Raw genomic sequence first — 23481 nt, forward strand, 5'->3', positions numbered from 1 at the left:
CCCGGGTAAGCCACACTCCACTGGCCTGGCGTCCCCGACGGCCACATGGTTTGCCAGGGCTTCTACACGGGCCGGCACACCACGCCGGGGACCCGCCTGGGATCGGACGGCAAGTCGACGCAAGTAAAAAGACCCAGAACATCGTGCACTGACTTCCTTATTCTGTCACTCAGGTGCTTGTTGACCTGACGCCAGACGGGCGATAGCAGCTTCCGCACTGGCCGGATCCAGGTCCCATTGTGTGGCGATGTATATCAGGCCCGAGACGTTGACGAAGGTTTCGTTGGGATCGCCCGTGAACGCGCTAGCCATTGCTTCCGCAAACACGCCCTCGGTAGTGTGCTCGTCGATCTCATGTTGCACCCGGTTGGCGAACCCCTCGATCTCCTCGATGAGCCCAGCCGTGATCTGATCGCGATGCAGCGCTTCCAGGTTTGCTGCGGTGTGACGGAATCGGCTGACAGCCGCGTTCACTGCGTCCTGCGCTGCTGGTCCCATCCTGCGCTGCGTCTGAAGCCACCCCAGCGACGACAGTTCCCTGAGCGCCTCGACGGCGTCGGCTACGGCGCTTGAACAGGGCATCGGTCGGGTCGGCGGAATCAGGTCGAGCCATCGCTCGGCCTCGCCGGGGCTCGGGTAGACGCTGCCGGAGGCGAACAAGAGGCAGGTGTAGCGCAGCAGCGGGACACCGTTCTGTAACGGAATGATCACCAGCGACGAATCCGGCAGGGTGAACCGCGCCAGGAGCTCAGTCAGCGTCGCAATGACCGCGTCCAGGTGCGGTCCGCGCAGATGTGCGAGCACGGCTGTAGCCACTGGGGGCCACGTCACGGTTCCTAGGTCAGGGTTGGGCCGTGAGATCACCTCGACATGGAGTCTCTTAGCCGCCGCCTCGGCAGTGAAAGCAGCCAAAGTCTCTTCATATCGTCGACGTGCCCTGGCGCTGACCAGCTCGCTGGCGCGGACGAGCGCCTTTCCGCGCGGCGCGGACCGGGCGACTGAAGCGATCTGGCCGGGCCTGGTGTCCCCGACCGCTCGTTCAATAAGGACGGTGGCGAACTGATGGAGCAAGATCGCCAGCTGGTCGAGCACGGGCGGCGGCCGGTCGAGACCGAGCAGTGCCCACGGCTCGCGCCGGGCGTCATCGAGCTGCCTGGCGATAGTGTCGCCGGCGAAAGCGGCAGCGGAAGCGTATCCGGACGGGGCGTCGAGCCGGGACGCGAGGTTCCCGACGATGCCGTTGGCCGCGCCGTGGAGGGGATCGCTCGTCAGCATTCCGCCAGGTTGATCGGCCGAGTTCGCTAGTGGCTCGCTTGCCCGCGCCGGGGTGAGAGCGTCGATGTCTCGGAGCAGGTTCTCGCGGTGCCGATTGAGGGCGTCCATCCGCTGTCCGGCCAGTCGGTTCGTCACAAAGGCGTCGGTCAGGCTGCTGAGGAAGCTAGCGGCGCCTTCCAAGACGGCCAGGCCAGCGACCAGCCGCTCAGTGGTCGATGTCGAGGCAACCAGGGAACGCGCGAAGCGCGACCGTTCCCGGTTCCAGGCAACTCCACTTTCACTGTGCACGTACTCCCGGATCAGTCCGCTGACGGCCATTTCATAGTCGTTGACCCGCAGCGGTACGCCACCCGCCAGAACGGTGCTCAGGTCGGCCCGGTCCACATCCGGCAAGCACCGCAGGCCGAGGTCCGCGAGTGCCTTGATTTCCTTCTCAGGGTTCGGACTGTGACGGTCGGCAACGTGCAGTACGCGGCCACGCAGTACACGCTCGTCGCCGATGTCGACGACACGAAGTTCGAGCAGCCATGGATGGTCCTGCACGAGTCGTTCGATGATGGTGTTGCTGCCGCCGGCCGCGTCGAGGAACGCCTCGCCGGTCGCTCGGGAGACGTATCCGGCGGTGGCGATCAGCTCGCCGATATCGGCGAGGGGCAGGTCACGGAGCGCTGCGCGCAGCGGTGCATCCGGTGGCGGCGGCACGACGATCACCCCGGTGTTCGCGAGGGGTGATAGGACGGCAGAGACCTCGGATACACTGGTGGCCTGGTGGATCAGGTCGTTTAGCGTATCCACGCCGATGTGGGTTAGGAGCTGGTCGCGCAGTGCTGACGTACTGGACGCGCGGTCACGTCGGATCTCCTCAGTCGCGGCGATGAGCCGCGGGTCCAACCCAGCGACAAGCTCGCTGTCGATCATGGCGAGGTCGAGGCTTAATGGTCGATGCGGCACCGGAACCTCATGCTTGGCGAGAATCCCGACCCACCGCCTGGCCGTGAGCGTGAAGTCGGCGAGACGTAGGCCTTCGAGTGCGGCGGCGATCGTCGTCCGGTCGCCAGGTGATCGGTCGAGGCGGCCGCGGAGCGAGTCGACCACGACGGGCGCAAGTCCCGTGTTGTCGGCGATGGCCCGTGCCACGAACGAGCATAGGTCGTCGGCGCCGATCCAGTCGATGACGTCGCGGACGGTGTCGCGCAGCGTCGGAGGTGGCACCTCGTGCACTGCCTCGCAGAGCGCGGCGGAACGCACCGGATGCAGACCACGCACGACACCGTCGTCGACGGCAACCAAGTGCTCGTCGACAAGCCTCGTCAGCGCCTCCTTGAACGTACCTGCCGACGGGCTGACCACCTCTGCCAGTCGTGCGGCGGGAAGCCCGGCGCCCCATCGGTGAGCGACGCTGACCGGTGCGATGACTGCCAGCTCGACGATGCGGTGATCGCGTACACGGTCGCGGACCTGGTCGCCGATGACGTCGCGGAGCCGCCGGCCCTGGCTCAACAGATGCGTGAACTCCAGCGTCAGACCATCGCTGCGCTCGTACGTCTCCTGCCAGTGCGGTTGTGTGGTGACACCGCTGCTGAGCAGACCCTTGTGGATGCGGGCGGCCAGGTCTTCATCGAGGCGCGGGCGCACAACGACGCATTGGCCAAAGGTCTGCAGCGGTAACGTGTCTTCCTCGCGCACCGACCCGAGCAAGAGCACGCCCGGAGTGGCGGCGACGCGTCGATGCAGTTCGTCCCACGCAGTAAGCGAACCGGTGCCGACGCCATCGACGATAAGCCCGACCGGCCCATGACGGCCGGCGCCGCCTGCGATGGCCAAGCGGATTAGCGGCTCAACGTTGTCGTTGCTCAGCCGATGCACGCGGTACCAGACGACATGCCGCGCGACGTAGGCCGCCATCCACAAAACGGCAGACTTGCCGACACCCGACGGTCCAGCGATCAGGACACTGCGGCCGCTGCCGAGTCCGGCCAGGACTTCGTCCGTCACGGCTGGGCGGGGCGTCACCAGGCCGGCGGCGATGTGTCCAGGCTGCGTGCCCGTGCCGCTGTAGAATCCTGGGTCAACCTGCGGCGTATCGAAGTCGACAGTCTCGCACAACCCGCTGGCCACCGCCGCTACCAGAGAATCGCGATCCACCAGGGCCGCTGTGCTCGTGACAATCCGCTCGATGTCCGTCCGGCTCAGCCCAGCGCGATCATCCAAACCGACCTCGGCGTTGCGGTCGGCATGTTCAGCCACCGCGGCGCGTAACGCCTGAACCACCGGCACCGTCGCTCCGAGCGGCAGACCAGTGCGTGCAGCTACGCACTCCGCCGCGTCACGAAGAATCCGCTGTTGCGGAAGCACAACGACGGTCGTCCGGGCAACGAGCAGATCTACCACATCGGCAGCGATGCCAGCTTTCTGCGCGCGCTGGCGAATAGCAGCGACGAGTTCGCTCCACCCGTCATCGTTGATCAGACGCCGCTCCCAGTCAAGCGGGGCATATCCCTCGACGGCGCGTTCGACGACCACGATCGCAGACTCGGCGGCATCGGCCGGAACACGGAGCAAGCGCTGCAACCACGCCTGCACTACAAACCGCGCGACCTCCGCGACCCGGAAGTCGCCGACGCGTTCCTGCCGCGACTTCACCTGCACCTGCTGCGGCGCGCTGCTCTCGCATGTTAGGTCCTCGAAACCCTCAGCGACGACACGCCCCGGCTCAATGCCGCCCGACAGAACCTGCAACGCCACCCAAGCGCCGACCAAGTCTTGATAGTGGTAGCCCCGTCCGGCAACCGCACCAGACCGAGTCTCAGCCCATCGACATTCGAGCGGGCTTGCCAGCGGCTCACCGCCCTCGCTTGCCGCTCTCTCGGACATGGCTGCAGGCGGTGGCGCCGCGTTAGTCGGCGTCCGCTTCGTACGCTTTGCTCTCTTCGTCATCGCTCCTCGAGCCACGCGGTCGCCGCTCTCCCATCGTCGCCGGAAGCTACTACTCGGGCGGCCAGCAGCTGCACCCTCAGCCCCTCGGACATACGCATTGTTCACCCGCCGAGAGGGCACCGCACCCGCCGCTCTTTCGTCCAACGCAAGTCCTGGTAGAACCCGACACGGTCGGCCAAGCGTCGCCCGACGCAGGTGGACGGTCTGCGGCTCGTTCGAGTGCTTAAGCGTCCGCGCCGCGGTCACTGGGCGCAGATTGCTGCCCCTGGCTGGCCGTGGTGTTGCCCCAGGCAAACTGCGAGCCGGTCACTGGCCCGTTTATCACCGGCCCGTAGTAGGTGTTCGCGATGAACCTACCGCCAGAGCTCTCACCACCTTCGTAGAAGAAGTCCCGTCCGGCCGCGGTGAGGTCCGGGTACAGCATGCCATCGACCTCTTGATCGATCGTGACTGCGGTTATGTACCCGCTTTCGTAAAGGAACTTGGCTTCGCGTTTGAGCTGAGGTTCGGTAAATGCCGCGCCCTCGAAGTGGGCCTGACTGCTCGCCAAGAAGGCATCCCAGTTCTCAGTCTCGGGGTGTTCTTCCAGCCACAGGAGCATTCGGTACCGCAGGGTCGTCGCGCGACGCTTGGGCCGTTCCTTGATCAGCTGCTGTGCTCGACGAACGCCGCGTCCAGTCAGGGTGCAGCGCGTCTGGGCAAGGACATAGGTCGGAGTCACCAGGCCGCGTTCCTCCAGGTCTTGCACCAGCTGGCGTGTGTCGCCGAAGTCGAACCCACGGTCGGCCAGGAAATCGTCCGCCACTGATGAATCAGTCTCGTGAAGGTGCAAGATCAGCGCGTCACAGTGGTCATCAAATTCGGTCGTCATTGTGATCTCCGGGGCTGCGTCTTGTGTTCAGCAGATACCGGTCAGCCCGGCGATCGCCGCCTTCGCCCAGTCCTCGGCGCCGGCGGCCAAGCCGCTTACGATGCCGGTGGCGATCGGCGCGAGTCCGCCGCGCAGCACGGTCAGGGCGCGGCGCAACCGGCCCGGTTCTGGCGCTTCGGTACCGGTGATCTCCTTGAGCACCTCTTTGGCGGCATCCTCGGTGTCGAGGCGGGCTTGCTCGTCGAGGCCGACTTGTGGCAGCTGCTGCAGCAGATCAGTGATCAGCTTGGCAAGTGATTCATAGCCGAGGGCCACGTCGCTGCTGGCGTTCTGCTGGTTCTGTGTCACGGTGTCGTTGTTCCACGCGATCTGCGCGCCGGAGACGCCTCCGTTGAACACGGGCCCGTTGTAGTTGTTCACCGTGGCTCCTTGACCAAGGGACGGAAGTCCTGACATGTCGGCCTCCACTGGAATCACGATCGGCCCATGCTTGTCGAACTCGCGTTGCAGGTCCTCCGCGAACCTTGCGATGGCGTCCTCGTCGATCCCGCTCTCGTTCATTCTGGCTCCTCCTCGACGAACCTCGTCCGGAACGCTACGCCGCAGATCCGACAGAACCGACAGCGACACCCGCGCACGACCGAGCAGGCCGACCCCCACGTTTGGTTTGGCTCCACGTGCCTGACCGTGGTCGATCCGGATTCTTCACCTCGTGACGTTGGGCTGCATCTGCGACGAACGCCCGTATTCGCGCCTCCTCGGCCTGCTTCCGCGCCGCTCACGGCATTCGCCAGTGAGTACGCCGCGTGCCGCTGCGTGGCCGCGTGAGCACCAAGGCGACATGCAAGCCGACCCCATCGATCTTCCACGATCACGCACACCTATCGACGCGGCAATACCCGCTGTGCAGGTGAACCTGGCAGGATTCGGCTATGACTCTCTACGCCTACGACGGGGCACGTGGTGTTCTCACCACGACCTGGGACACCGGCGTCGGCTGCGTCGCATCTACCCTCGCCGACCTGCCGAAGTCCGCCGAGCGTGACGCCGCGATCGGTTTGGCGTTCTGCTTGACCGGCCTGTCGCGTCAGATGTGGCGCACCTACACCCATCCGGCGAGCGCCGCCGACAGTCTGGAGCCGAACACCGAGGACTGGCGCCCCCAAGGCGAACGGGAAGCCTTCGCCGACGTGGTCATGTCGTTGCGGAACCCCAACCTGCCCCGCGGTGACCGCACCGTGCAGTCCTACATCCTCGTCGAGGAAGCCGCTCATCGCGTCGGCCGCGCGCTCCACGCACTAGCTGATCAGGCTCTGACCGACCGCGTGGTCGCCGACGTCGAAGACGAACTCGCCGCGGTCGAGCAAGCCGAGCGCGGCGACCTGACCGGCCGGGCAAAGCAGGCAGTGCTTCTGACACGCGCAGATGCCTCCCCCGTGCAGGTCAGCGCCGCAAACGACCTGCTGCGCTAGCACCCCCTCGGGTCGACGCGCCTTCTGCAGGACGTCGATCCCACCGCGGCCGCGGTCGCGGCGGCCCACTGGCTGCAGGCCGCCGCGGAGGTCGCCTCCGAAGCAGCGGACTGTCTCCCCATCCAGGTAGTGCTCGAAGCGGACAACATCGAATCCCTCGCCGTCGAGACACCCACCCTGGTCCTGGAACGACTCGACGCCGGCGAGACACCACGGGAAGTCGTCACCGACCTGAACAAAACGGCGATGACCGCAGCCGAAGGCAGACTCGCCGACCCCGATGCGCTGGTGCACCAGATCGAAGAGGCGAAGCAGAAGGCGCAGAGGTTCGGCCCAGGCGACGAAGAGCTGCTCGCTGGCCTGATGCCGCGCGTCACACCGCTGGACCCGATGTGTCCCGCACACGACCTTCTAGAAGACCTGCTCGACGGGATCCGCGGTAGCTGGCTGCTTTACCGCGAGTGCGCCGACTACGACGATGACGACCTCGAAGACTTCACCGACGACGAACCCGAAGACAGCGACGAAGACCGTGACGATCACATCGACACCGCGTTCTTCGAGGCCGTCCGGACAGAAGCGGCAGAACACCAAGGGCGGCTACTCTAAGTAACGAACCTGTCGGTGAGCGACCCAGCCGGATGGCCTCATCGCCGTGACGGTGACGGCGCGCCACCAGAACTTGTCGGAGTGTCGTGGCATCCTGCGGCAATGCAGAAGGAGCAACTGCTTGAGTACGCCGAGGAACTGGCCAGCCGTCTCCGCGACGGCATGAAGTGGGAACGGAGCGAGTACGGCGACGGCTACTGGAAAGCCACAGACCCAAGCGGGTTGTTCGGTCTGATCGCGGTCGCCACCGAGGCTCGAGAGTTCCTGCGCGTGTATGCGGGACCCGACAGCCAATGGCTCAAGCAGGCCGACGACCTCTACTCCAATAACGGTGAGAGGAAGTCGCGGGAGACGGGAATCCGGGCGTTGGGTGATCTGCTTGAGGCCTGGTGCCGGCAAGTCCGCCGCGGCGTCGTTGAGGTCGTCGGCGAACGGACGTTCAACGAGATCACCGGCACCCGCATCGACCTGATGGGCCAGGTGCGGCAACTGCTGGAGGACAAGCAGGGCCACCCGGCCGCACCGATCATGCTGTGCGGGGCAGCGCTGGAGATCGCGCTGCGGGCCCTCGCCGACGCCCAGAATGTCCCTTACCCCGACCGGCCGGGCATCAACAAGCTCACCGCCGCGCTACGCACCGCCAAGCTGATCACCGCTCAAGATGTCAAGGACCTGGACTCGTGCGCCGGAATGCGCAACCTCGCCGCCCACGGCCAGTTCGACACCCTCAGCCTCGAACGCGCCGGGCTCATGGAACAGGCGACGAACCTGCTATTGCGGCGGCTCGCCGAGATCCAAGCCGGCCCCGAACCCGACCAGCCGTGACCGGCACGACCGAGGTCGGTGCGAGCCCCGCTGCCCCGGTCCGGATCGTCGACGACGGTGCGGGCGCACGTGCGATTGGCAGTTGGCGGAGATGGGCTCTGCGGAACCTGTCCGTTCCGTCGCTCGCGCGCGTTCGTGATCCCTCGCTCTGCGTCCCCGCGCCCGCCCCCTACTCCACGATCGAGGCGCACGCGGCGGCCCGGCACTGACGTACCGTGTGACCATCGGTAACGAAACCGGGTCACATTTCCGATATCGCTCCGGACTGTTGAACTCGACCGAGGTGGTTGAATGCTGAAGCTTGTCGCCGAAGACGGCAATCCACGCTCGGCACTCAGTGTCGAAGACCTCCCTCTGGGCCCGTGGGCAGGGGCGATGCTGCGGGTGTGGGCGACGAAGACCGGCACCCGGTGGCACGCCGACCCAGACTGCCCCAGCCTGAAGTCGCGCGCACGCAGCGACGAGTTCGCACAGCCATCGAGCGGGACGCTCGGAGACCGGATACTTCCCGAAGGACTGCACTGCGATCCTCCCGGAACCCTCACCGACTACCTGAAAGCCGCCCGCCACCTCGTTTACTACGCGAACGAGACGCGCGAAGCCGAGCACAAGCGGGCGCGCGGCGATCTACCGATTTCCGCACTGGGTCGCCACCTCGGCGGATTCGGCAACGTGGACAAGCTGCTGGCGGAGGAGCCACTAGCCTCGATTTCCGGGCCGGAGCACGACAGGCGCTCCCGTCTTGCCGAAGACGTGAACCGCTACCTCAGCGTGGACAGCGAGCGAGCCTGCGTGATGGTCCTGGCGGACTGGGTACGGCGAGGCAGGACTCCGAGAGGACACAAGCCGCACTACGACCGGTTCGTGGGAGCAGCCGTAACCGTCTTCGACGCCGCCGGACTCACGTCGAACCTCGGCATGCACTACGCCGTCAACCGCGACCCCCTGCCTGAGTGGCTCGAGTCCGTCGCCGGTGGTAGCACCTGCAAATCCGCGACACAGGCCGTAGCCGACAAAGAACTCGCCTACGCACAGCGCGGCCGTCCAGCCGACGAAAGTGACATCTCGAAACTAGTTCACGAGACCTGGCTTGCCGCCGGCGCTCGCTGGCAGCTCATGCTCGAATCGATGGCGCTGGCCCACCCAGGCAAAGTGCTCGCACTGTTCAAGCGGCACGGCAGCGGCCTCGACACCGACCTGCTGGACGTTCTGGCTCGCACAGGCCCCTCGGCGACTCTGAAGATCGCCCACCTCGACTGGACCGTCGCCGAGCTACCAGCTGTGTGCAGGCTCTCCTTCACCAGCAACGACGACGGTTTGGGCGGCGTACTCCTGCTGGAAGAGCCCGGCTACCAGGTGACGCACGAGACCTGCGAACTGTTCCTCCGCAACCTCACGCACTCGCTCGGCTACCCCGCCCTCACCCAGCACGTCCGCCGCGGGACAGCCGCACTCGACCACGCCCCGCGCACGAAGGCGACCGACCACGAGTACGACCTCAGCGCGGCCGCGCAGCGGCGCGGCTTCAGCAACTCCCCGTGCGGTGACGGTATCTCCGCCGACACCTGCCGGCCCGCGCTCCTAGCAGCTCTAGAAGGTAACGAGCTCGTCCACCCGTCAGCCGGCCGCAAGCGCGGGTCAAGGATCTGAATCGGAGCCATGGCGCGCGAATGGCGCTACGGCTTCGGCGGCGGGTTCGATCTGGTACGTCCGCGACGCCCAAGCACCGGCCCCTGACACCAAGTTCAGGGCCAGCCGCCCAAGCGAGGGCGACTACCCCAGCTCCCAACGCCGACGGTCGTGGTGCACGGCGCCTACGATCGGTATTTCCCGTCGGCAACGGCGATGCACTCGCACAGCGGATCCGATGCACGAATGCTCGTGCTCTACCGAGCCGCCAATGCTGACTCTGCAGACTGCGGCTATGCGCACATCCGAAGAGCGGACTTACGCCGCGCGCAGCCGACAGACCGGCCTGGCCTGCAGTGTTCACGACCCGATGCCCACCGGGTCCGGCCCACCGCCGGTCGTAACGGATCCCGGCCGACCGCCGACCTCACCTATAAACACTTGGCATCGCAGGCCCCATCCGAATAGTGCCTGTACAGGGTGCTCGTGACAACGTCGGCCGGACGTGGTTCGCGACGGCGTGCTTGTTGTTCGTCACATTGGGCGACGTTTCGGGTGCCGGTTCGACGATCTGTGGGCGGGCGTTCCAACTACCGGCCCGCAAACGACCACCAGGAGTCAGTGGCGTGGAGCAAACAGGATTCAAATGACATCGCCGCACCTCATCGCAACGCCTCCTGCCAGAGCAGGGGTAGCCGGGCACCACGGCCGATTTGAAGGCGTCGGCGGCCCGTCACTTCTCGAGACAAGACACACCGACTGCCTTGCAGGGATACCCAACTCCACACTGTTGCACCTGGCCGCCACCCGAAGCGGAGCGCTCCATGCCTGATACACCGATGAACGAGATCCCGGGCTATTTGGGACACATCGTCGATGAACAACAGAACATCGTCGGCACCGGGTTCCAGGTGGCTCCCGGCCTCGTCCTTACCGCGCTGCACGTGGCAGGCCCGCTCGCACTCGAGAACCCTGAAAGCGGCGTCCGAGTAACTCCGTTCGGAGTTGACCGGCCACAGCCGGCAGTGATCCTAGCCGCCGACGGCGCTCAGGATCTTGCTCTTCTGCGCTGCAGCGAGCCACTAGCCGACTCCGTCAGAGGTTTCCTCTCCAGCCAATTCTCCCACCGAGAGCACAGAGCCCATGTCTTGATCGCATCCCCGGCGGGACGACTCGAGCGAGCCAACTGCAGGTGGCGCAGCGCTCGCGTCGCCGGCGGCTTGAGAGAGGCGCGGCTGTCGACCTGGGATTTCGCGCCCCTACCAGGGACAAGCGGCGGACCGGTGATTCACCCCGATGAGCGTCTCGTTATGGGTGTGCTGCTCGGCGTCGCACCGCATCGCGCGGCTGACGCCGGATCCACGCTTCGCGTCGCGCCGAGCGAACACGTCGTGCAGTTCCTCACCGAAGTCGAGGACAGAGTCTGGCTCGACCCACTAGACCAGTCGGGCCTGCTGTACGAGATTGGTGTGAGCGCCCAGCGAATTGGCGACCGCCGTGCCGAGGAATTACTCGAAGCCGCGGCCACATCGTTCCAGTCTGCGGGCAATCTTGCAGGGGTCGCAATCGCAACTTCTTCTCTGGGTGACATCGCTTTTCGCAAGGGCGATACCGACAACGCTGAAAGTCATTATCGCCGAACCCTGGACCTGTGCCGCAGCTTGGGTGGCTGGGCCGAGATGGCCGCCATCTGTTACCTGAAACTGGGCCGGGTCAACTTTATCCAAGGCGACTTCGCCGCCACCCGTCGCGAGGCGCGCCTCGCACTGAGCGTCTTCGAGGAGATCGGTGAGTCCAGCGGCGTCGCCGACGTTCACGCCCTTCTCGGCAGCACATCTGAAAATCTCGGAGACCATGACGATGCACGGCAACATTTCCTGAGCGCTCGGGAAATTTCCAGCCGACTCGGCGACCTTCCCCGAAGTGCTGACAATTGTTACCAGCTGGGACTGTTGGCCTACCGACAGGGCGATTTCGAACACGCTATCCCCTATACGACCGAGGCCGTGGTCCTTTACGAGCAGGACAACAACGAGGAGCGCCAGGCGCAGAGTCTTCAGCTTCTCGGGATGGTGGCCGAGCAGACGCAGCGATACGCCCAAGCGCAGGCCTACTACGAGCAGGCCCTCCTTTTCTACGAAGAAACAGAGAATACCTATGAGCTGGCAGTCATTCTCCAACTACTGGGTGGCGTTACCTACCGCCAGCGAGACTTCTTCAGCGCCGACCGCCATCTCCGAAATGCCATACAACTGTTATTGCGCACTGGCGACCAAGAAAATGCTGCTATCACGCTCGGTGTCCTTGGCCTTCTGGCCGCTGCCAGGGGTGAATCGGACGAGGCAGTCGCATACGTCGAACAAGCAGAGAACATTGGAGGACCTCAACGTCGGCATTTCGCTCCCCTCCTATCCATGCTCAGGGAGGCCCCAGACGAGATCGGCGCGACGCAGGTCGACGAGCTGTTACTGCGCGCCGTGGCCTCGGACGAGCATTCGGGAAAGCCGGTCTTCAGTCGTCTCCGCGAGGCGTTCACCAGGTCGGAAGGCAGTGCCGCGGGCACCGGAACCTCTGACGGCCCGGACGAACCACCTGGGCCCCCACCAGACCCGCCCGCGAGCGACCTGAATGAACCTGGCGACGACGATGATCCGCAAATTATCAACATCTGGGTCAGCGAAAGAGAGGGCAATCCCACTCTCCCACTTATCGCTCGGCAGAGGTACACACTGGTATTCCGGGTCGGCATACCGCATCCGGGGAACGTCGCCGAGGGAGCCCGGGAGATTCCCCGGGATGCAATCCCGGACGATGGTCTGGATACCAACTGGGTGATCTCCTCCACCGATGTCGTGCTCTCGGCTGATTCGAACGACGCTTCCGGTATCCAGGTGAGCACGGCAGATAGCGGCGGCACCGCGCAGTGGATGGCCTCGTTCGATCTCACCGTTCCGACGCGCGGCAATTCTCAGGAACGGCGAATTGCTATCGTGCCGCTACACGAGGGCCTGGCGCGGATAGAAGTGGCCGTGAGCATCGCGGGAGACCTCTACCGCTGGTTGAAAGTCGACCTCGCGGTGTCGCCTCCGGCGCCGACGTCCTCGGCGACACCACCGGTCCCCACCCCGAGCACCACACTTGTGCCGGATCAGCGGCGGGCAATCACTACCACGATTTTCCACGGTCCAGCTCTACGACACGTCGCGCCGGAACCCTCCGCGGACTGGCAGGCTCCCGCGACCCGTCTCAACCTCACGCTTCAACCACCTCAAGCTCATCTGTCATGCCAGGAGCTCGGTGCCGAGGCCACGGTCAGTTGGGCTCCCAATTGCTCGCTTGTCGAAGGCCAGATCCAGCGTGTTCGAGACGCGCTGGATCGGTTACGGCTGGCGCAGCAGGAATACTTCAACGGCATCGACCCGGGCGAACTCGCTGCGCGTCTGGCGTCGTTTCAGCCGAGCTCGGACTGGGCAGGGCAGGACATTCCGGACGACCGGTGGTCGATGGTGGCGACCTGCCCGGCTCTGCGCCGCCTGGCGCAAGAGGGACATGTACTGTATCAAGCACTGTTCGAAGCCGGAAGTGAGGCACGGAAGGCCATAGATGCCCTGAGTCCGGGCGACATGCTTTCCCTCACCTGGTTCCCGACCGGTCAACATGTCGCGCACGTGCCGTGGGCGTTGATGTATCGGGAACCACCTCCGGCGGCAGGAGAACCGATCGATCCCGAAAATTTCCTCGGCATCCGGCTGCGGGTGCGGTACGTGTCCCACCCGATGCCGCTTCTCAACCGGTCCCTCGGTTCCCAGGACAGTTTCGTCCGTGCCCATCTGATGTATTGGGGCTCCCGCGGCGACGATCCCGTGGCAGCGGAAACAGAACGTCATCTCGACGAACTCAGGCAGTGGGCGCCCTACGTTCTGCCCACCGGCTCGCCCGGCAAACCGCAGGTCGTCCGGTTCCTCGACAGCCCGGCGCCGAATCCGGTCGGCGTCTTGTATATCTACTGCCGATCCATGGCCGGCGACCAAGATGGCCCCGGATTCCGGTTCGGTAACGGCTCTCCCGAAGATGACACGGTGACACTGAGCGAAATCGGAGTCGCGACCATACCGGATCGTCCGCTGGTCTTCGCGAACGCTTGCGGCACGTCGGCGGGCTCCCCGTACGTCCCGAATGAACTGGAGGAACGGTTCTTCCTGCGCGGTTGCAGCGCCTTCATCGGTACCGAATGCAAAGTTCCGATTACCTTCGCCGCCCGGTTTGCTGCGGTCTTTTTCCACTTTCTCTATGCTGAACACGGCAAGCCTACTCCAGCAGGAGAGGCGCTCGCCCAGGCGAGGCGTTTCTTCTGGAGTGAGTACGGCATCGTGGGCGGACTCTTCTACAGCTACGTGAACGACTACCACCTCTACTTCGCGAGCGACACCGCTGTCGCGGCTCTGTCGAAGCTGCGAAAGGAGCACTGACATGCCGACGGTCATCGAACGTTTTCTGACAGCGGGTTTCACAGAGCGTCTGGCGATGGTGAACGATAGTTCGAGCGCTGTGGTCCTCCGGGAGTATTTCGGTGCAGACGCGCTCGAGGAATACCGGCGGCTCGCGGTGGGGTTCGACGGCGGCCACCTGGCCGGGAACGAATCCGTCAACCTGCTCTTCCTCCCCGGCGTCATGGGTAGCTCGCTCAACAGCGCTGGCCTTGGCGGTATCTGGTGGCTCGATATTCTGAACCGTCATCACATACGCGATTTGCGGCTTTCCGCCAACGGCGTATCCGACCACGATCCCAGGGCGCGCATCGAAGCGGTCGGCGTGATGGGAGCGTATGAAGGTTTCTTCGCGGCCGCATACCGCAGCGGCGACTTCGTTCACCAGGCAGTTCCTTACGATTGGCGGAAGTCGTTGCGTGAGAGTGCTCGACAACTCCATGACGCCATCGTCGGAACGTCCGAAGAGACAGGTAAGCCGGTCCACTTGGCCGCGCACAGTATGGGAGGCTTGCTGACGCGAACTACCTTGATGACCTACCCGGAACTGTGGAATCGCGTCGGTCGCGTGGTCCTCATCGGAACGCCTAACTATGGGTCGCCCGCTATCGCGGGCTATCTGAAGAACCACCTGTGGGGCTTTGAGTCCCTCGCGCTGCTCGGCCGATACCTCGACCGTTCCGCGTTCCGATCGTTACGCGGCGTGCTGAACCTGTTGCCGGCCCCTTCCGGCATCTATCCGGGGGCTACTCCGGACAACCATCCGTGCGCCAACTTTGACATTTACGATGCCGGCGCTTGGCGGCTTGCCCTAGACCCCGTCGACCAGGCGGCACTGCAAGCCGCCCTTGACGACACCGGCCAGCTACACCGCGACCTCGACTCATGGCACCGCAGCCTGGATGCGGAACACCGAGAACGCATTGCGATCATTGCCGGCGTGGGTCAGCGGACCCTGTTCCGCCTCGCGTATAAATCGGGGTTTGGGTGGCACTGGCGGCACATGGACCGGGTCACCCACCGCGAACCCGGGAATGTTCATCGCGAGGGCGACGGCCGAGTACCGCTCGCGTCGGCGGCGCTCGATGATGTCGAGATCCGATACGTCGCGGCAGAGCACGGACGCATGCCCACCGTTCCGGCTGTCTACCAGGACGTGTTCCGTTTTTTACGCGGACAACCAATGCAGCTTGCGCGGAGTCCGGAGGAGGCGCTGGACAGCTCACATCTCTCCGACCCCGCCGAGAGCATCACGCCAGTCCTCTCCTCCGGCGGCATTACGCCCGTCGGCGACGATCCTGGCTACCTGAACATGGCAAGCGTCGAGGAAGCGACACTGGACGCGCTCGACGCAGCTGTGTCAGCTGGCGACTTCGCAGCTTTCACCCGCGTCCGCATCCTGTAGGCCAACCGAACCTCACCACCAACAGAACAGCGTGTCGCGGACTGGAAGGAGGACCTCAACGCCACCCACCGCACGATCCGCGCTCGCGTCGAGCACGTCCTGTCCCGGATGAAGAACTTCAAGATCCTCCGCGACTACCACCGGACCGGCAGCACCCTCGCCGACACGGTGTCCGGCATCGCGCATCTGCACAACATCCTCCTCGCCGACTGACCGCAACACCAGACCCACCAACAACACCACGAGTTACGAGGCAGCCGTTCATGATCGAGCTCCATACCACCCCGAAGCGACGTACCGGTGACCCGCGTCGCCGCCCCGGCCAACAGATAACCGGCGTCCACATACAGCGCACAGTGCGACCGCAAGACCGACCACCCCATCACCACCCGGACACCCCGTACCCTAAGCGGGGACGATAACCGGCCACCCATGGGATCCTTCGCTGTCCGCCGACCGCCAGCCATGCACAGCTCGAACCCAGCGTCGAGCGGTCGAGACGGGAGTAAACGAAAACACTGTTACAGCTGATGACCTCGCAGGTCAGCAAGTGTCGTCCCTGGGCCTGACCCGTTTTGACGGACATCCAAGATCAGGGCTGACGCCCTCGGGAAGGATGTTCCATCATGGAGACCATGGGCAGGAAGAAGCCTCGGCCTCGTCGTTCGTTCACGCCGGAGTTCAAGGCCGAGATCGTCGAGCTGTGCCAGCGAGGCGACCGCTCGATCGGTCAGATCGCGAAGGACTTCGACCTGACCGAGACCGGCGTGCGCGAGTGGGTCAAGCAGGCCGAACGCGACGCCGGGACCCGCACCGACGGCGGGCTGACCAGTGACGAACGGGCCGAGCTGGCCCGGCTGCGGCGGGAGAACCGCCGCCTGTCCGAGGACGTGGAGATCCTCAAACGAGCGACGGCTTTCTTCGCGAAGGAGACCCGGTGAACGTGTACCCGTTCATCGGGGCGGAGAACGCCAGCGATAGCGGCAACGTCAAACGTGCCTGCGAACTGCTCAAGGTCTCCCGAGCCGCCTACTACACCCACCGCGCCGCCACCCCCTCCCAGCATGAACGCGATGACGCGGAGCTGGCTGAGGAGATCGTCGCGATTCACGATGAGTCGAACGGCACCTACGGAACACCCCGGGTCCACGCCGAACTCCGCGCCCGCGGCCGGCGGCACTCCCGCAAGCGGATCGCCCGGCTCCTGCGCACCGCGGGCTTGACGGGAAGGACCCCGAAACGGTGGCGGACCACAACCACTCCCGACCCGGCAGCGGCCATGCCCGCTGACCTGATCAAGCGGGATTTCTCCTGCACCGCCACGAATATCAACACCCGCTGGTGCGGGGACATCACCTACATCCACACCTGGGAAGGCTGGCTGTATCTGGCCACCGTCATCGACCTGGACTCCCGCCGCGTCGTCGGCTGGGCCATCGCGGACCACCTGCGCACCGACCTGGTCGCCGATGCCCTGCGCAACGCTCTCACCCGGCGCCGCCCCGAGCCCGGAGTGATCTTCCACTCCGATCGCGGCTGCCAGTACACCTCCGCCCACTTCGGTGCTCTCGCCGACGACGCCGGCGTCCGACTATCGGTGGGACGCAAGGGACAGTGTTGGGACAACGCGGTCGCCGAATCCTTCTTCGCGACCATCAAAGCCGAACTGCTCGACCGGCAGGGCTGGCCCACCCGCACCACCGCGCACAAAGCGATCTTCGAGTACATCGAAGGCTGGTACAACACCCGACGCCTGCACTCCAGACTCGGCTACCTCAGCCCCGCCAGCTACGAAACAGCCACGCGTCAAGTAGCCTGACCACAACTCAACGACCCTGTCCGTCAAAACGGGTCAACCCCAGATGCGAACGCAGGTTCCGCAACCCCGACGCACTCGTGCTGGGTTGCTCAGGACAGGTCCCGGACACATACGCATGTTCAAATCGGCCCCTAGGGCCTGTATCGACCTCGGTCAGAGCCATTCGTTGATCGCGGCGACGTGGACGGTGGCCTCGTAGCGGACGGCAAGCAGTCGTAGCGGGTGATCACGGCGCGGCGGCGTTTGAGCCGGTTGATGCCGCATTCCACAGCGTGCCTTTGTGAGCTTCCCCCGGTTGTCCGGACACTTGTCTGTAGACGTCGGGATCGAAGGTCGGTGGCCGGCCGCCCTTCGACGCCTTGGCCTTGCGGTGTGCGTCCTGATCGGCCTTGCTCGGAATGGTCGCCCGAATACCACGGCGGCGCAGGTGAGCCCGGTCGGCATTGGAGGTGTGGGCCTTGTCCGCCAGCCCCCGGTCCGGGCAGGGTACGCGGCCAGCCACGGCCCGAGCGGGGCACTCGGATACCGGCCAAGACGGGGATGAACTGCGAGCTGTCGCCGCGCTGCTCGGCGGTCAGCACCATCGACAACGGCTTCTGTCCCCTGTTCCCATCCCAAATGCAGCTTCGTGGTCCATCCGCCCCGCGACCGGCCCAACGCATGATCATCCGGTTCGACGGTGGCCCCGCCCGGCGGCTCAGCCTGCAGATCCCCCTTTCCCGCTCACCCGCGGCATGCTGATGCGCCCGCGCGATCGTGGAGTCCACGCTGACGTCCGACGTGATTTGCCCAGCCGCATCGGCCAGAGCTTGCAGCGCAGTCACGACCGCCTGCCATACACCCGCACGCTGCCATCGCCGGAACATCCCATAAGCCGCCTCCCAGGAGCCATAACCTGCTGGCATGTCCCGCCGCAGCGCACCGGCAACCGATCCCGTCGATCAGCTGTCGCATGCTCCACAACGACGGCCGACCCGGCCGTGACGGTTCAGGTTCAGGCAGCAACGACTCCAGCGCTGCCCACTGCTCATCGGTCATGCGAACCGCCTCGTCACCGCTTGGGTGTCCACGAGGTCTCCGGTGTTCAGGTTGCTTCTTCGTCGACGAACCAACTACCGGAGACCTCACCTATTTCGACCGCCGACACGACCAGCAACACCAACTCCAGCTCAACCGGCTCGAGACAACTTCAATACAGGCCCTAGTAGTGCTTTGTTAGGTGTGTCGTTGTGGCTGGTTGGGCGTCGATGTGATCTCCTGTGCGGGTGCTTCCGGAGGAGATGGACGAGGTTCGTCCGGTGATCGAGGAGTTCGCCGGGCGGATGTTCGGCGGTTTCGCGCGGCGTGATCAGCGGGCGAAGGGGCAGTTGTATCTGCGCGGGCTGATGCTGGACGGCAAACGCAAGTCGATGCAACCGATGGCCGAACGGCTTGGCGTCGATCACCAGCAGTTGCAGCAGTTCGTCACCACCTCGACCTGGGACCACGTCGAAGTCCGGCGACGTCTGACCGGATGGGCCGGTGAGTTCGTCGACCCCGACGCGCTGGTCATCGATGACACCGGGTTTCCCAAGGACGGCAAGGATTCCCCCGGTGTGGCGCGGATGTACTGCGGCGCATTGGGCAAGACCGGGAACTGCCAGATCGGGGTCAGCGTGCACGCGGTCACCGACTGGGCCTCCGCCGCGATCGACTGGCGGCTGTTCCTGCCGGAGTCCTGGGACGACACCAAGGCCGCCGACAGCGAGACCGCAGCCGAGATCCGGCGGCGACGGGCCCGCAGCGCGATCCCGGACGAGGTGCGGCACCGGGAGAAGTGGCGGCTGGCGCTGGAAATGCTCGACGAGATCATCACCGAATGGGACCTACTGGGCCGGCCGGTGGTGGCCGACGCGGGCTACGGCGACGCCATCGAGTTCCGGCTCGGCCTGACCGAACGCGGCCTGACCTACGCCCTCGCCGTCAGCCCGACCGCGACCGCCCATCCCGCCGAGGCGGTGCCGGTCACGCCGGCATGGAAGGGCACCGGCCGCCCGCCGCAGCCGCGCTACCCCGACCCGCCGCAGGATTTGAAGTCCCTCGTGGTGGCCGCCGGGCGATCGGCGGGCCGGTACGTGGTCTGGCGACACGGGTCACGCAAATCCCCCGGCGACCCGACCGCGAGCATGCGATCACGGTTCCTCGCGCTGCGGGTCCGCCCGGCCAACCGCAACATCCCCCGCGGCATCGACGGCAGCCTGCCCGAATGCTGGCTGCTGGCCGAGTGGCCGCCCGGCGAACCCGGGCCCACCGACTACTGGCTCTCCACCCTTCCCGCCGACACGAAGCTGCGGGACCTGGTTCGACTGGCCAAGCTCCGCTGGCGCATCGAACACGACTACCGCGAACTCAAAGACGGCCTCGGCCTGGACCACTTCGAAGGCCGCTCCTGGCTCGGCTGGCACCGCCACGTCACCCTCGCCGCCGTCGCCCAAGCCATCTGCACCCAGCTCCGCCGCACCCCAAAAGCCCCTGCGCAGGCCTGACCCTCTACGCAGTCCTGCGCGAACTCCAAGCCCTGCTCGCCGCCTGGACAGGCGTCTGCCACACCTGCCGACAACCCGTCCAGACCCGAACCCCAAGACAGAAGCCCCAGCTCAACAGCACCTAACAAAGCACTACTAGTCGCCCGTACGGCTGCCGCCCTTGTTCAGCAATGCCGACCACTGATCCTTCAACCGCTCGGCAGCCGTGAATGCGGCAAGTGACGCAAGAGTGAAGATCGCCGCTACGCCGAGGAACGCCCCCTGCCACCCCAGTTCCGGATACTTCGACATCGGCGCGCCCTGCAAGAACACATCCAAGACCAGTTCTATAAACGTAGCGAATGCTACGATTACGACGACTGGAATCAGCGGCAAGGTGGCAACCCAGACGCCAAGACTTCCAATTCCATGCCGCCGAACAACTGCACAAATCAGAAGAACCGACAAGATGGACAGATAAACCACACTGAAGTTGCCGTAGTCGAGCCAGTTGATTCGATACAAAACCTCATGAGGTGGAAGACTGAATAGGTTCGACTTCTTTTCAAAGTCCGACAGCGGAGATTTGTAGTAGCCAAAGTAAGCGTATTAGACGATGTTTCCTAGGACGACTACCGATATCGACCAAGCCGCTTCCAGTAAAATAGTCAGCGAAGTTAGGGCAGATATTGACAACAACCGCCCACGAGGAGTCTTTGTCAGCCTGCCAGCGGTCCAAGCAACTTTTCCCGCTAACTTCCGCGATCCACTTGCAATATCCAACCACGACTTCACAAACCCATGCACTAGAAAGAGTGTCAAAACTACACTCGGAAAGAAGGACCACCCAAGTGCCAATTCAAGCAGGTCGTCGGGACTCTTCAGATATTCTTTCAAGAAATCGTTGACCGCATCCATGGTCCGCCTGTCCGTCATCGGGACGTTGTAGGACACAGTCGACGAAGAGATTCATTCCGTTACATCGACAACCTTGCCGCCTGCCGCGACGTTCGGGTAGCTGACTTCCAGGGATAGCCCAGCCCCCGTGCCGCGCGCGGGCAGTCACTGAACAAACACCATGCGGCAACTTCCAGAGGATCCCTTCGCTACCGGGAGTTGCCGAAACCCGACGAGCGCCCCTGCTTTCGAAGACGTGCTGGCTCGTGCCGATCGTTACGGGGTCCGAAGGCGTCGCGACGGACCCGAGCCCACCCAGGCGCCGACACTGTGCGGCCTGCCGTCCTCGCACATTGCGACCAGTAGCCCGATCGTGCGAAGTCAGTATCTGCCTCGGGGCGACGGTCGCACACTACCCGAAGCCGTCGCAGGGCCGAATCCCGCCAAGTCCGCCCAGAGGAGGAATGACCAATTTCCTGCCGCCCCATCGACAACCGCGCTCAGGTTGGAGCCGAGGAGTCCGTTGCCGATCATCAGTTCGTCGTGCACCATTGGACTGAGTGGTTCACAAGTAACTGACGCCCTCCCACGTCAACACACGTGGAGGCTAGGTGTCCACACCATCGAGCGCCCCTAAACCAGTGATGCCAAGCAGCACCCCAGCTCCCAGGACTGGGGCCGACCTGTCGTCGAAGGCTCATGTCATACAGCCCGCCGACCGCATCGTCGAAACGCTCGCAATGCCACCTCTACATAGGACGGACACCAAGGTCACACCGCTTCCCGTCCCGCCGCTAGAACCGCTAGTTGATTCCTCAACGGCAGGATTCGCCCTCGTACGAGTGGATGGCTCAGGCGCCGTAGCGTCGAAAGCAGCCATCACGCTGCTCGGCTGGTCGGCTGGAATGCCGATTCGCTACGAAGTACGTTCAGGCCTGATCGTTGTCACCACCGACTGGACCGCCGGAAGGCGGGTGCCGACGAAGCTGAACCTGGTACTGCCCACGAAGGTCCGTTCTCGTTGCCGTGTCCGCGCCGGCGACCAGGTCTTCCTCGCCGCGCTCCTCGAGCACAAGCTGCTGGTCATCTACCCGCAGCGCCGCCTCTACGACATGGTCCTCGCCTACCACGCCACCCTGCACGCCGAGCCCGGCTCGCTCCCCTGACCACAGGGCGCCGTAGCCCCCACCTGCGAGGTGTTCGCGCAACACAACAACGGCGCGAACACCTCGCAGACCGGGTCAGGCCGGCGCGAGTGGATGTGGTTCGCCGGTCAGGGCGGACAGGGCGGCAGCGACTTCGGTGATGTCGGCTTTGACATAGGTGGTGGTGGTCAGGTCGCTGCCGCTGTCGGCGTGGCCGGCGTAGGCGCGGGCGACGCCGATGCCGAAGCGACGTTCGACCCAGGTCAGCGTGGTGTGGCGGAGCCAGTGGGCGGTGACGCCCATGGCCTTGGCCCAGTCGAGTTCGTCCTGGACGCGGTTGAAGATGTAGTCGTAGCGGCGTTCGGTGATCGGCCTGCCATCGGCGTAGCGCAGCAGCTGTCCATTGCGGTCGCCGTCGCCGCGTTCCTCGGCGTGTGCGAGGAGGTGGCGTATCAGTGTCGGTGAGACGGGCTGCCAGCGTTCGGTCTCGCCCTTCTCGCGCAGCAGGACCAAGCACTGCTTTTCGTCGAGGTCGCGGGGCCGTAGGGCGAGTGCGCCGCCGCGGCGGCAGGCTGTCTCGACGTGCAGGCGGCAGATGAGCGCGTCGAGTTCCGGGTCGTTGCCGGTGCTGGCTACGACGTCGGAGAGCTCGATGAGCCGGGCGTTGGCGAGGCCGCGGCGGGTGGAGGGGTTGCGACGCGGTTTGGTGACGCGGATGGCCGGGTTGTTGCGGTCGTCGATGCGCTGGTCGTTGACCAGGTGCTTGTAGAGGCAGCGGATGGCGGCGACGAAGTTCTCGGCCGCGTTGCGGCCGCCGCGGGAGTTGCGCCGGACCCGGGCGGTGCGGCGGACGATCTCGGCCTGGGTCTTGATTTCGCTGGCGGTGATGGTGTCCATCCGGCGCCCGTCCCATGCCGCTTGGGCCTTGTTCCAGTAGGAGCCGTAGGAGGCGGCGGTGCTGGGCGAGACGAGCCCGGCGACGACGGGGATCCATTCGTTGATCGTCGGGACGGGCTTGCGGTCGCTGTCCTCGGTCGGCTCGTCGAGAAGGTCGGCGGGGTTGACACCCAGGCGCGAGAGCAGCAGGCGGGCGGCTTCGAGGTCGGCGGGGTTCGTGGTGATCGTGTCGGTCATCGGTCCGCCTCCCCAGCGGCAAGGGTGGTGTGGAAGTCACGCAGCATCGCGTGCACCACGTGTTCGGGGTGCACGACCAAGACGCCCTGGGCGAGATCCGCCACGAGCAGGACGCGGCTGCCGGCGAGCACATGACAGCCGTGCCGGACCGGGGCGGGCAGCACGACATACGGTTTGGTGGTCATCCGGAAGACGCCGTCGCCGCGGCGGCAGATCACCGCGGACGAGCGGATCTGGGTGATCAGCAGCCGATCCCCCGGTTTCCAATCCAGGGCGGTGACGATGCCGCGGTCCTGGATCCGCCCGGAAGCGTCCAGCAGCGCGGTGGAGAATCGCCGCTGTCCGCCGGTGGCAAGATCTGGTAAGGCGGGCATCGGCAACGGAACAAGGGTTCCGACCGCTGCAGGAGCAGGTTCGTGCACGCCGGTGCGGGGTGGGAGCGTGAGCGACTGGATGCCGGTCATGACGCACC

The 23481-nt window shown here is 65.0% G+C and carries 16 protein-coding genes and 1 pseudogene; 11 read left to right on the forward strand and 6 right to left on the reverse strand.

The annotated features are described in order from the left end of the window. Window positions 1-165 precede the first annotated feature (165 nt). The 3 genes from QRY02_RS19895 to QRY02_RS19905 all read right to left on the reverse strand — a co-directional run bounded on the left by QRY02_RS19895 (window position 166) and on the right by QRY02_RS19905 (window position 5644). Window positions 166-4035, reverse strand: coding sequence for a hypothetical protein (locus QRY02_RS19895; RefSeq protein ID WP_285993029.1), 3870 nt, complete (start codon window positions 4033-4035; stop codon window positions 166-168). Between the two features lie 400 nt (window positions 4036-4435). After that, the gene (locus QRY02_RS19900; protein ID WP_285993030.1) at window positions 4436-5083 is read right to left on the reverse strand and encodes a hypothetical protein; all 648 of its coding nucleotides are present in this window, start codon (window positions 5081-5083) and stop codon (window positions 4436-4438) included. Window positions 5084-5110: 27 nt separating this feature from the next. Beyond that, complete coding sequence (locus QRY02_RS19905) at window positions 5111-5644, reverse strand: hypothetical protein (protein ID WP_285993031.1); 534 nt, start codon at window positions 5642-5644, stop codon at window positions 5111-5113. A gap of 371 nt (window positions 5645-6015) precedes the next feature. Here QRY02_RS19905 and QRY02_RS19910 point away from each other — a divergent pair, with 371 nt between their 5' ends. From QRY02_RS19910 to QRY02_RS19955, 10 genes and pseudogenes are all read left to right on the forward strand, one after another. Then, window positions 6016-6555, forward strand: a complete 540-nt coding sequence (locus tag QRY02_RS19910) for a hypothetical protein (RefSeq protein ID WP_285993032.1) — start codon at window positions 6016-6018, stop codon at window positions 6553-6555. Between the two features lie 129 nt (window positions 6556-6684). Next, entirely contained in the window at window positions 6685-7164 is a 480-nt protein-coding gene (locus tag QRY02_RS19915; RefSeq protein ID WP_285993033.1) for a hypothetical protein, read from the forward strand. 102 nt (window positions 7165-7266) lie between these two features. Further along, window positions 7267-7989 carry a hypothetical protein gene (locus QRY02_RS19920; protein WP_285993034.1) on the forward strand — a complete coding sequence of 241 codons (723 nt, stop codon included), beginning with the start codon at window positions 7267-7269 and terminating at the stop codon, window positions 7987-7989. 291 nt (window positions 7990-8280) lie between these two features. After that, complete coding sequence (locus tag QRY02_RS19925; RefSeq protein ID WP_285993035.1) at window positions 8281-9639, forward strand: hypothetical protein; 1359 nt, start codon at window positions 8281-8283, stop codon at window positions 9637-9639. Window positions 9640-10442: 803 nt separating this feature from the next. After that, window positions 10443-14087: a tetratricopeptide repeat protein gene (locus QRY02_RS19930; protein ID WP_285993036.1), complete on the forward strand. Its 3645-nt coding sequence runs from the start codon at window positions 10443-10445 to the stop codon at window positions 14085-14087. A gap of 1 nt (window position 14088) precedes the next feature. After that, complete coding sequence (locus tag QRY02_RS19935) at window positions 14089-15510, forward strand: lipase family alpha/beta hydrolase (RefSeq protein ID WP_285993037.1); 1422 nt, start codon at window positions 14089-14091, stop codon at window positions 15508-15510. Between the two features lie 33 nt (window positions 15511-15543). After that, window positions 15544-15723, forward strand: a pseudogene (locus QRY02_RS19940) (IS5/IS1182 family transposase); the annotation flags it as partial. A gap of 422 nt (window positions 15724-16145) precedes the next feature. After that, window positions 16146-16451 carry a transposase gene (locus QRY02_RS19945; RefSeq protein WP_502874219.1) on the forward strand — a complete coding sequence of 102 codons (306 nt, stop codon included), beginning with the start codon at window positions 16146-16148 and terminating at the stop codon, window positions 16449-16451. Next, window positions 16448-17329 carry an IS3 family transposase gene (locus tag QRY02_RS19950; protein WP_285993038.1) on the forward strand — a complete coding sequence of 294 codons (882 nt, stop codon included), beginning with the start codon at window positions 16448-16450 and terminating at the stop codon, window positions 17327-17329. Before QRY02_RS19945 ends, QRY02_RS19950 begins: the two co-directional genes overlap by 4 nt. A 1265-nt stretch (window positions 17330-18594) precedes the next feature. Beyond that, window positions 18595-19854 carry an IS701 family transposase gene (locus QRY02_RS19955; RefSeq protein ID WP_502874218.1) on the forward strand — a complete coding sequence of 420 codons (1260 nt, stop codon included), beginning with the start codon at window positions 18595-18597 and terminating at the stop codon, window positions 19852-19854. Window positions 19855-19989: 135 nt separating this feature from the next. Here the strand turns inward: QRY02_RS19955 and QRY02_RS19960 are convergent, their stop codons facing one another. Next, complete coding sequence (locus tag QRY02_RS19960) at window positions 19990-20358, reverse strand: hypothetical protein (RefSeq protein WP_285993039.1); 369 nt, start codon at window positions 20356-20358, stop codon at window positions 19990-19992. A gap of 1346 nt (window positions 20359-21704) precedes the next feature. Between QRY02_RS19960 and QRY02_RS19965 the strand changes: the two genes are divergently transcribed. After that, window positions 21705-21896, forward strand: a complete 192-nt coding sequence (locus tag QRY02_RS19965; RefSeq protein WP_285993040.1) for a hypothetical protein — start codon at window positions 21705-21707, stop codon at window positions 21894-21896. A 75-nt stretch (window positions 21897-21971) separates the two neighbouring features. Here the strand turns inward: QRY02_RS19965 and QRY02_RS19970 are convergent, their stop codons facing one another. Then, entirely contained in the window at window positions 21972-23009 is a 1038-nt protein-coding gene (locus QRY02_RS19970; protein WP_285993041.1) for a tyrosine-type recombinase/integrase, read from the reverse strand. After that, on the reverse strand, window positions 23006-23473 hold the full coding sequence (locus QRY02_RS19975) for a hypothetical protein (protein ID WP_285993042.1): 468 nt from the start codon (window positions 23471-23473) through the stop codon (window positions 23006-23008). Before QRY02_RS19975 ends, QRY02_RS19970 begins: the two co-directional genes overlap by 4 nt. Window positions 23474-23481 lie beyond the last annotated feature (8 nt).

The sequence above is a fragment of the Amycolatopsis sp. DG1A-15b genome (assembly GCF_030285645.1).
Lineage (GTDB): Bacteria > Actinomycetota > Actinomycetes > Mycobacteriales > Pseudonocardiaceae > Amycolatopsis.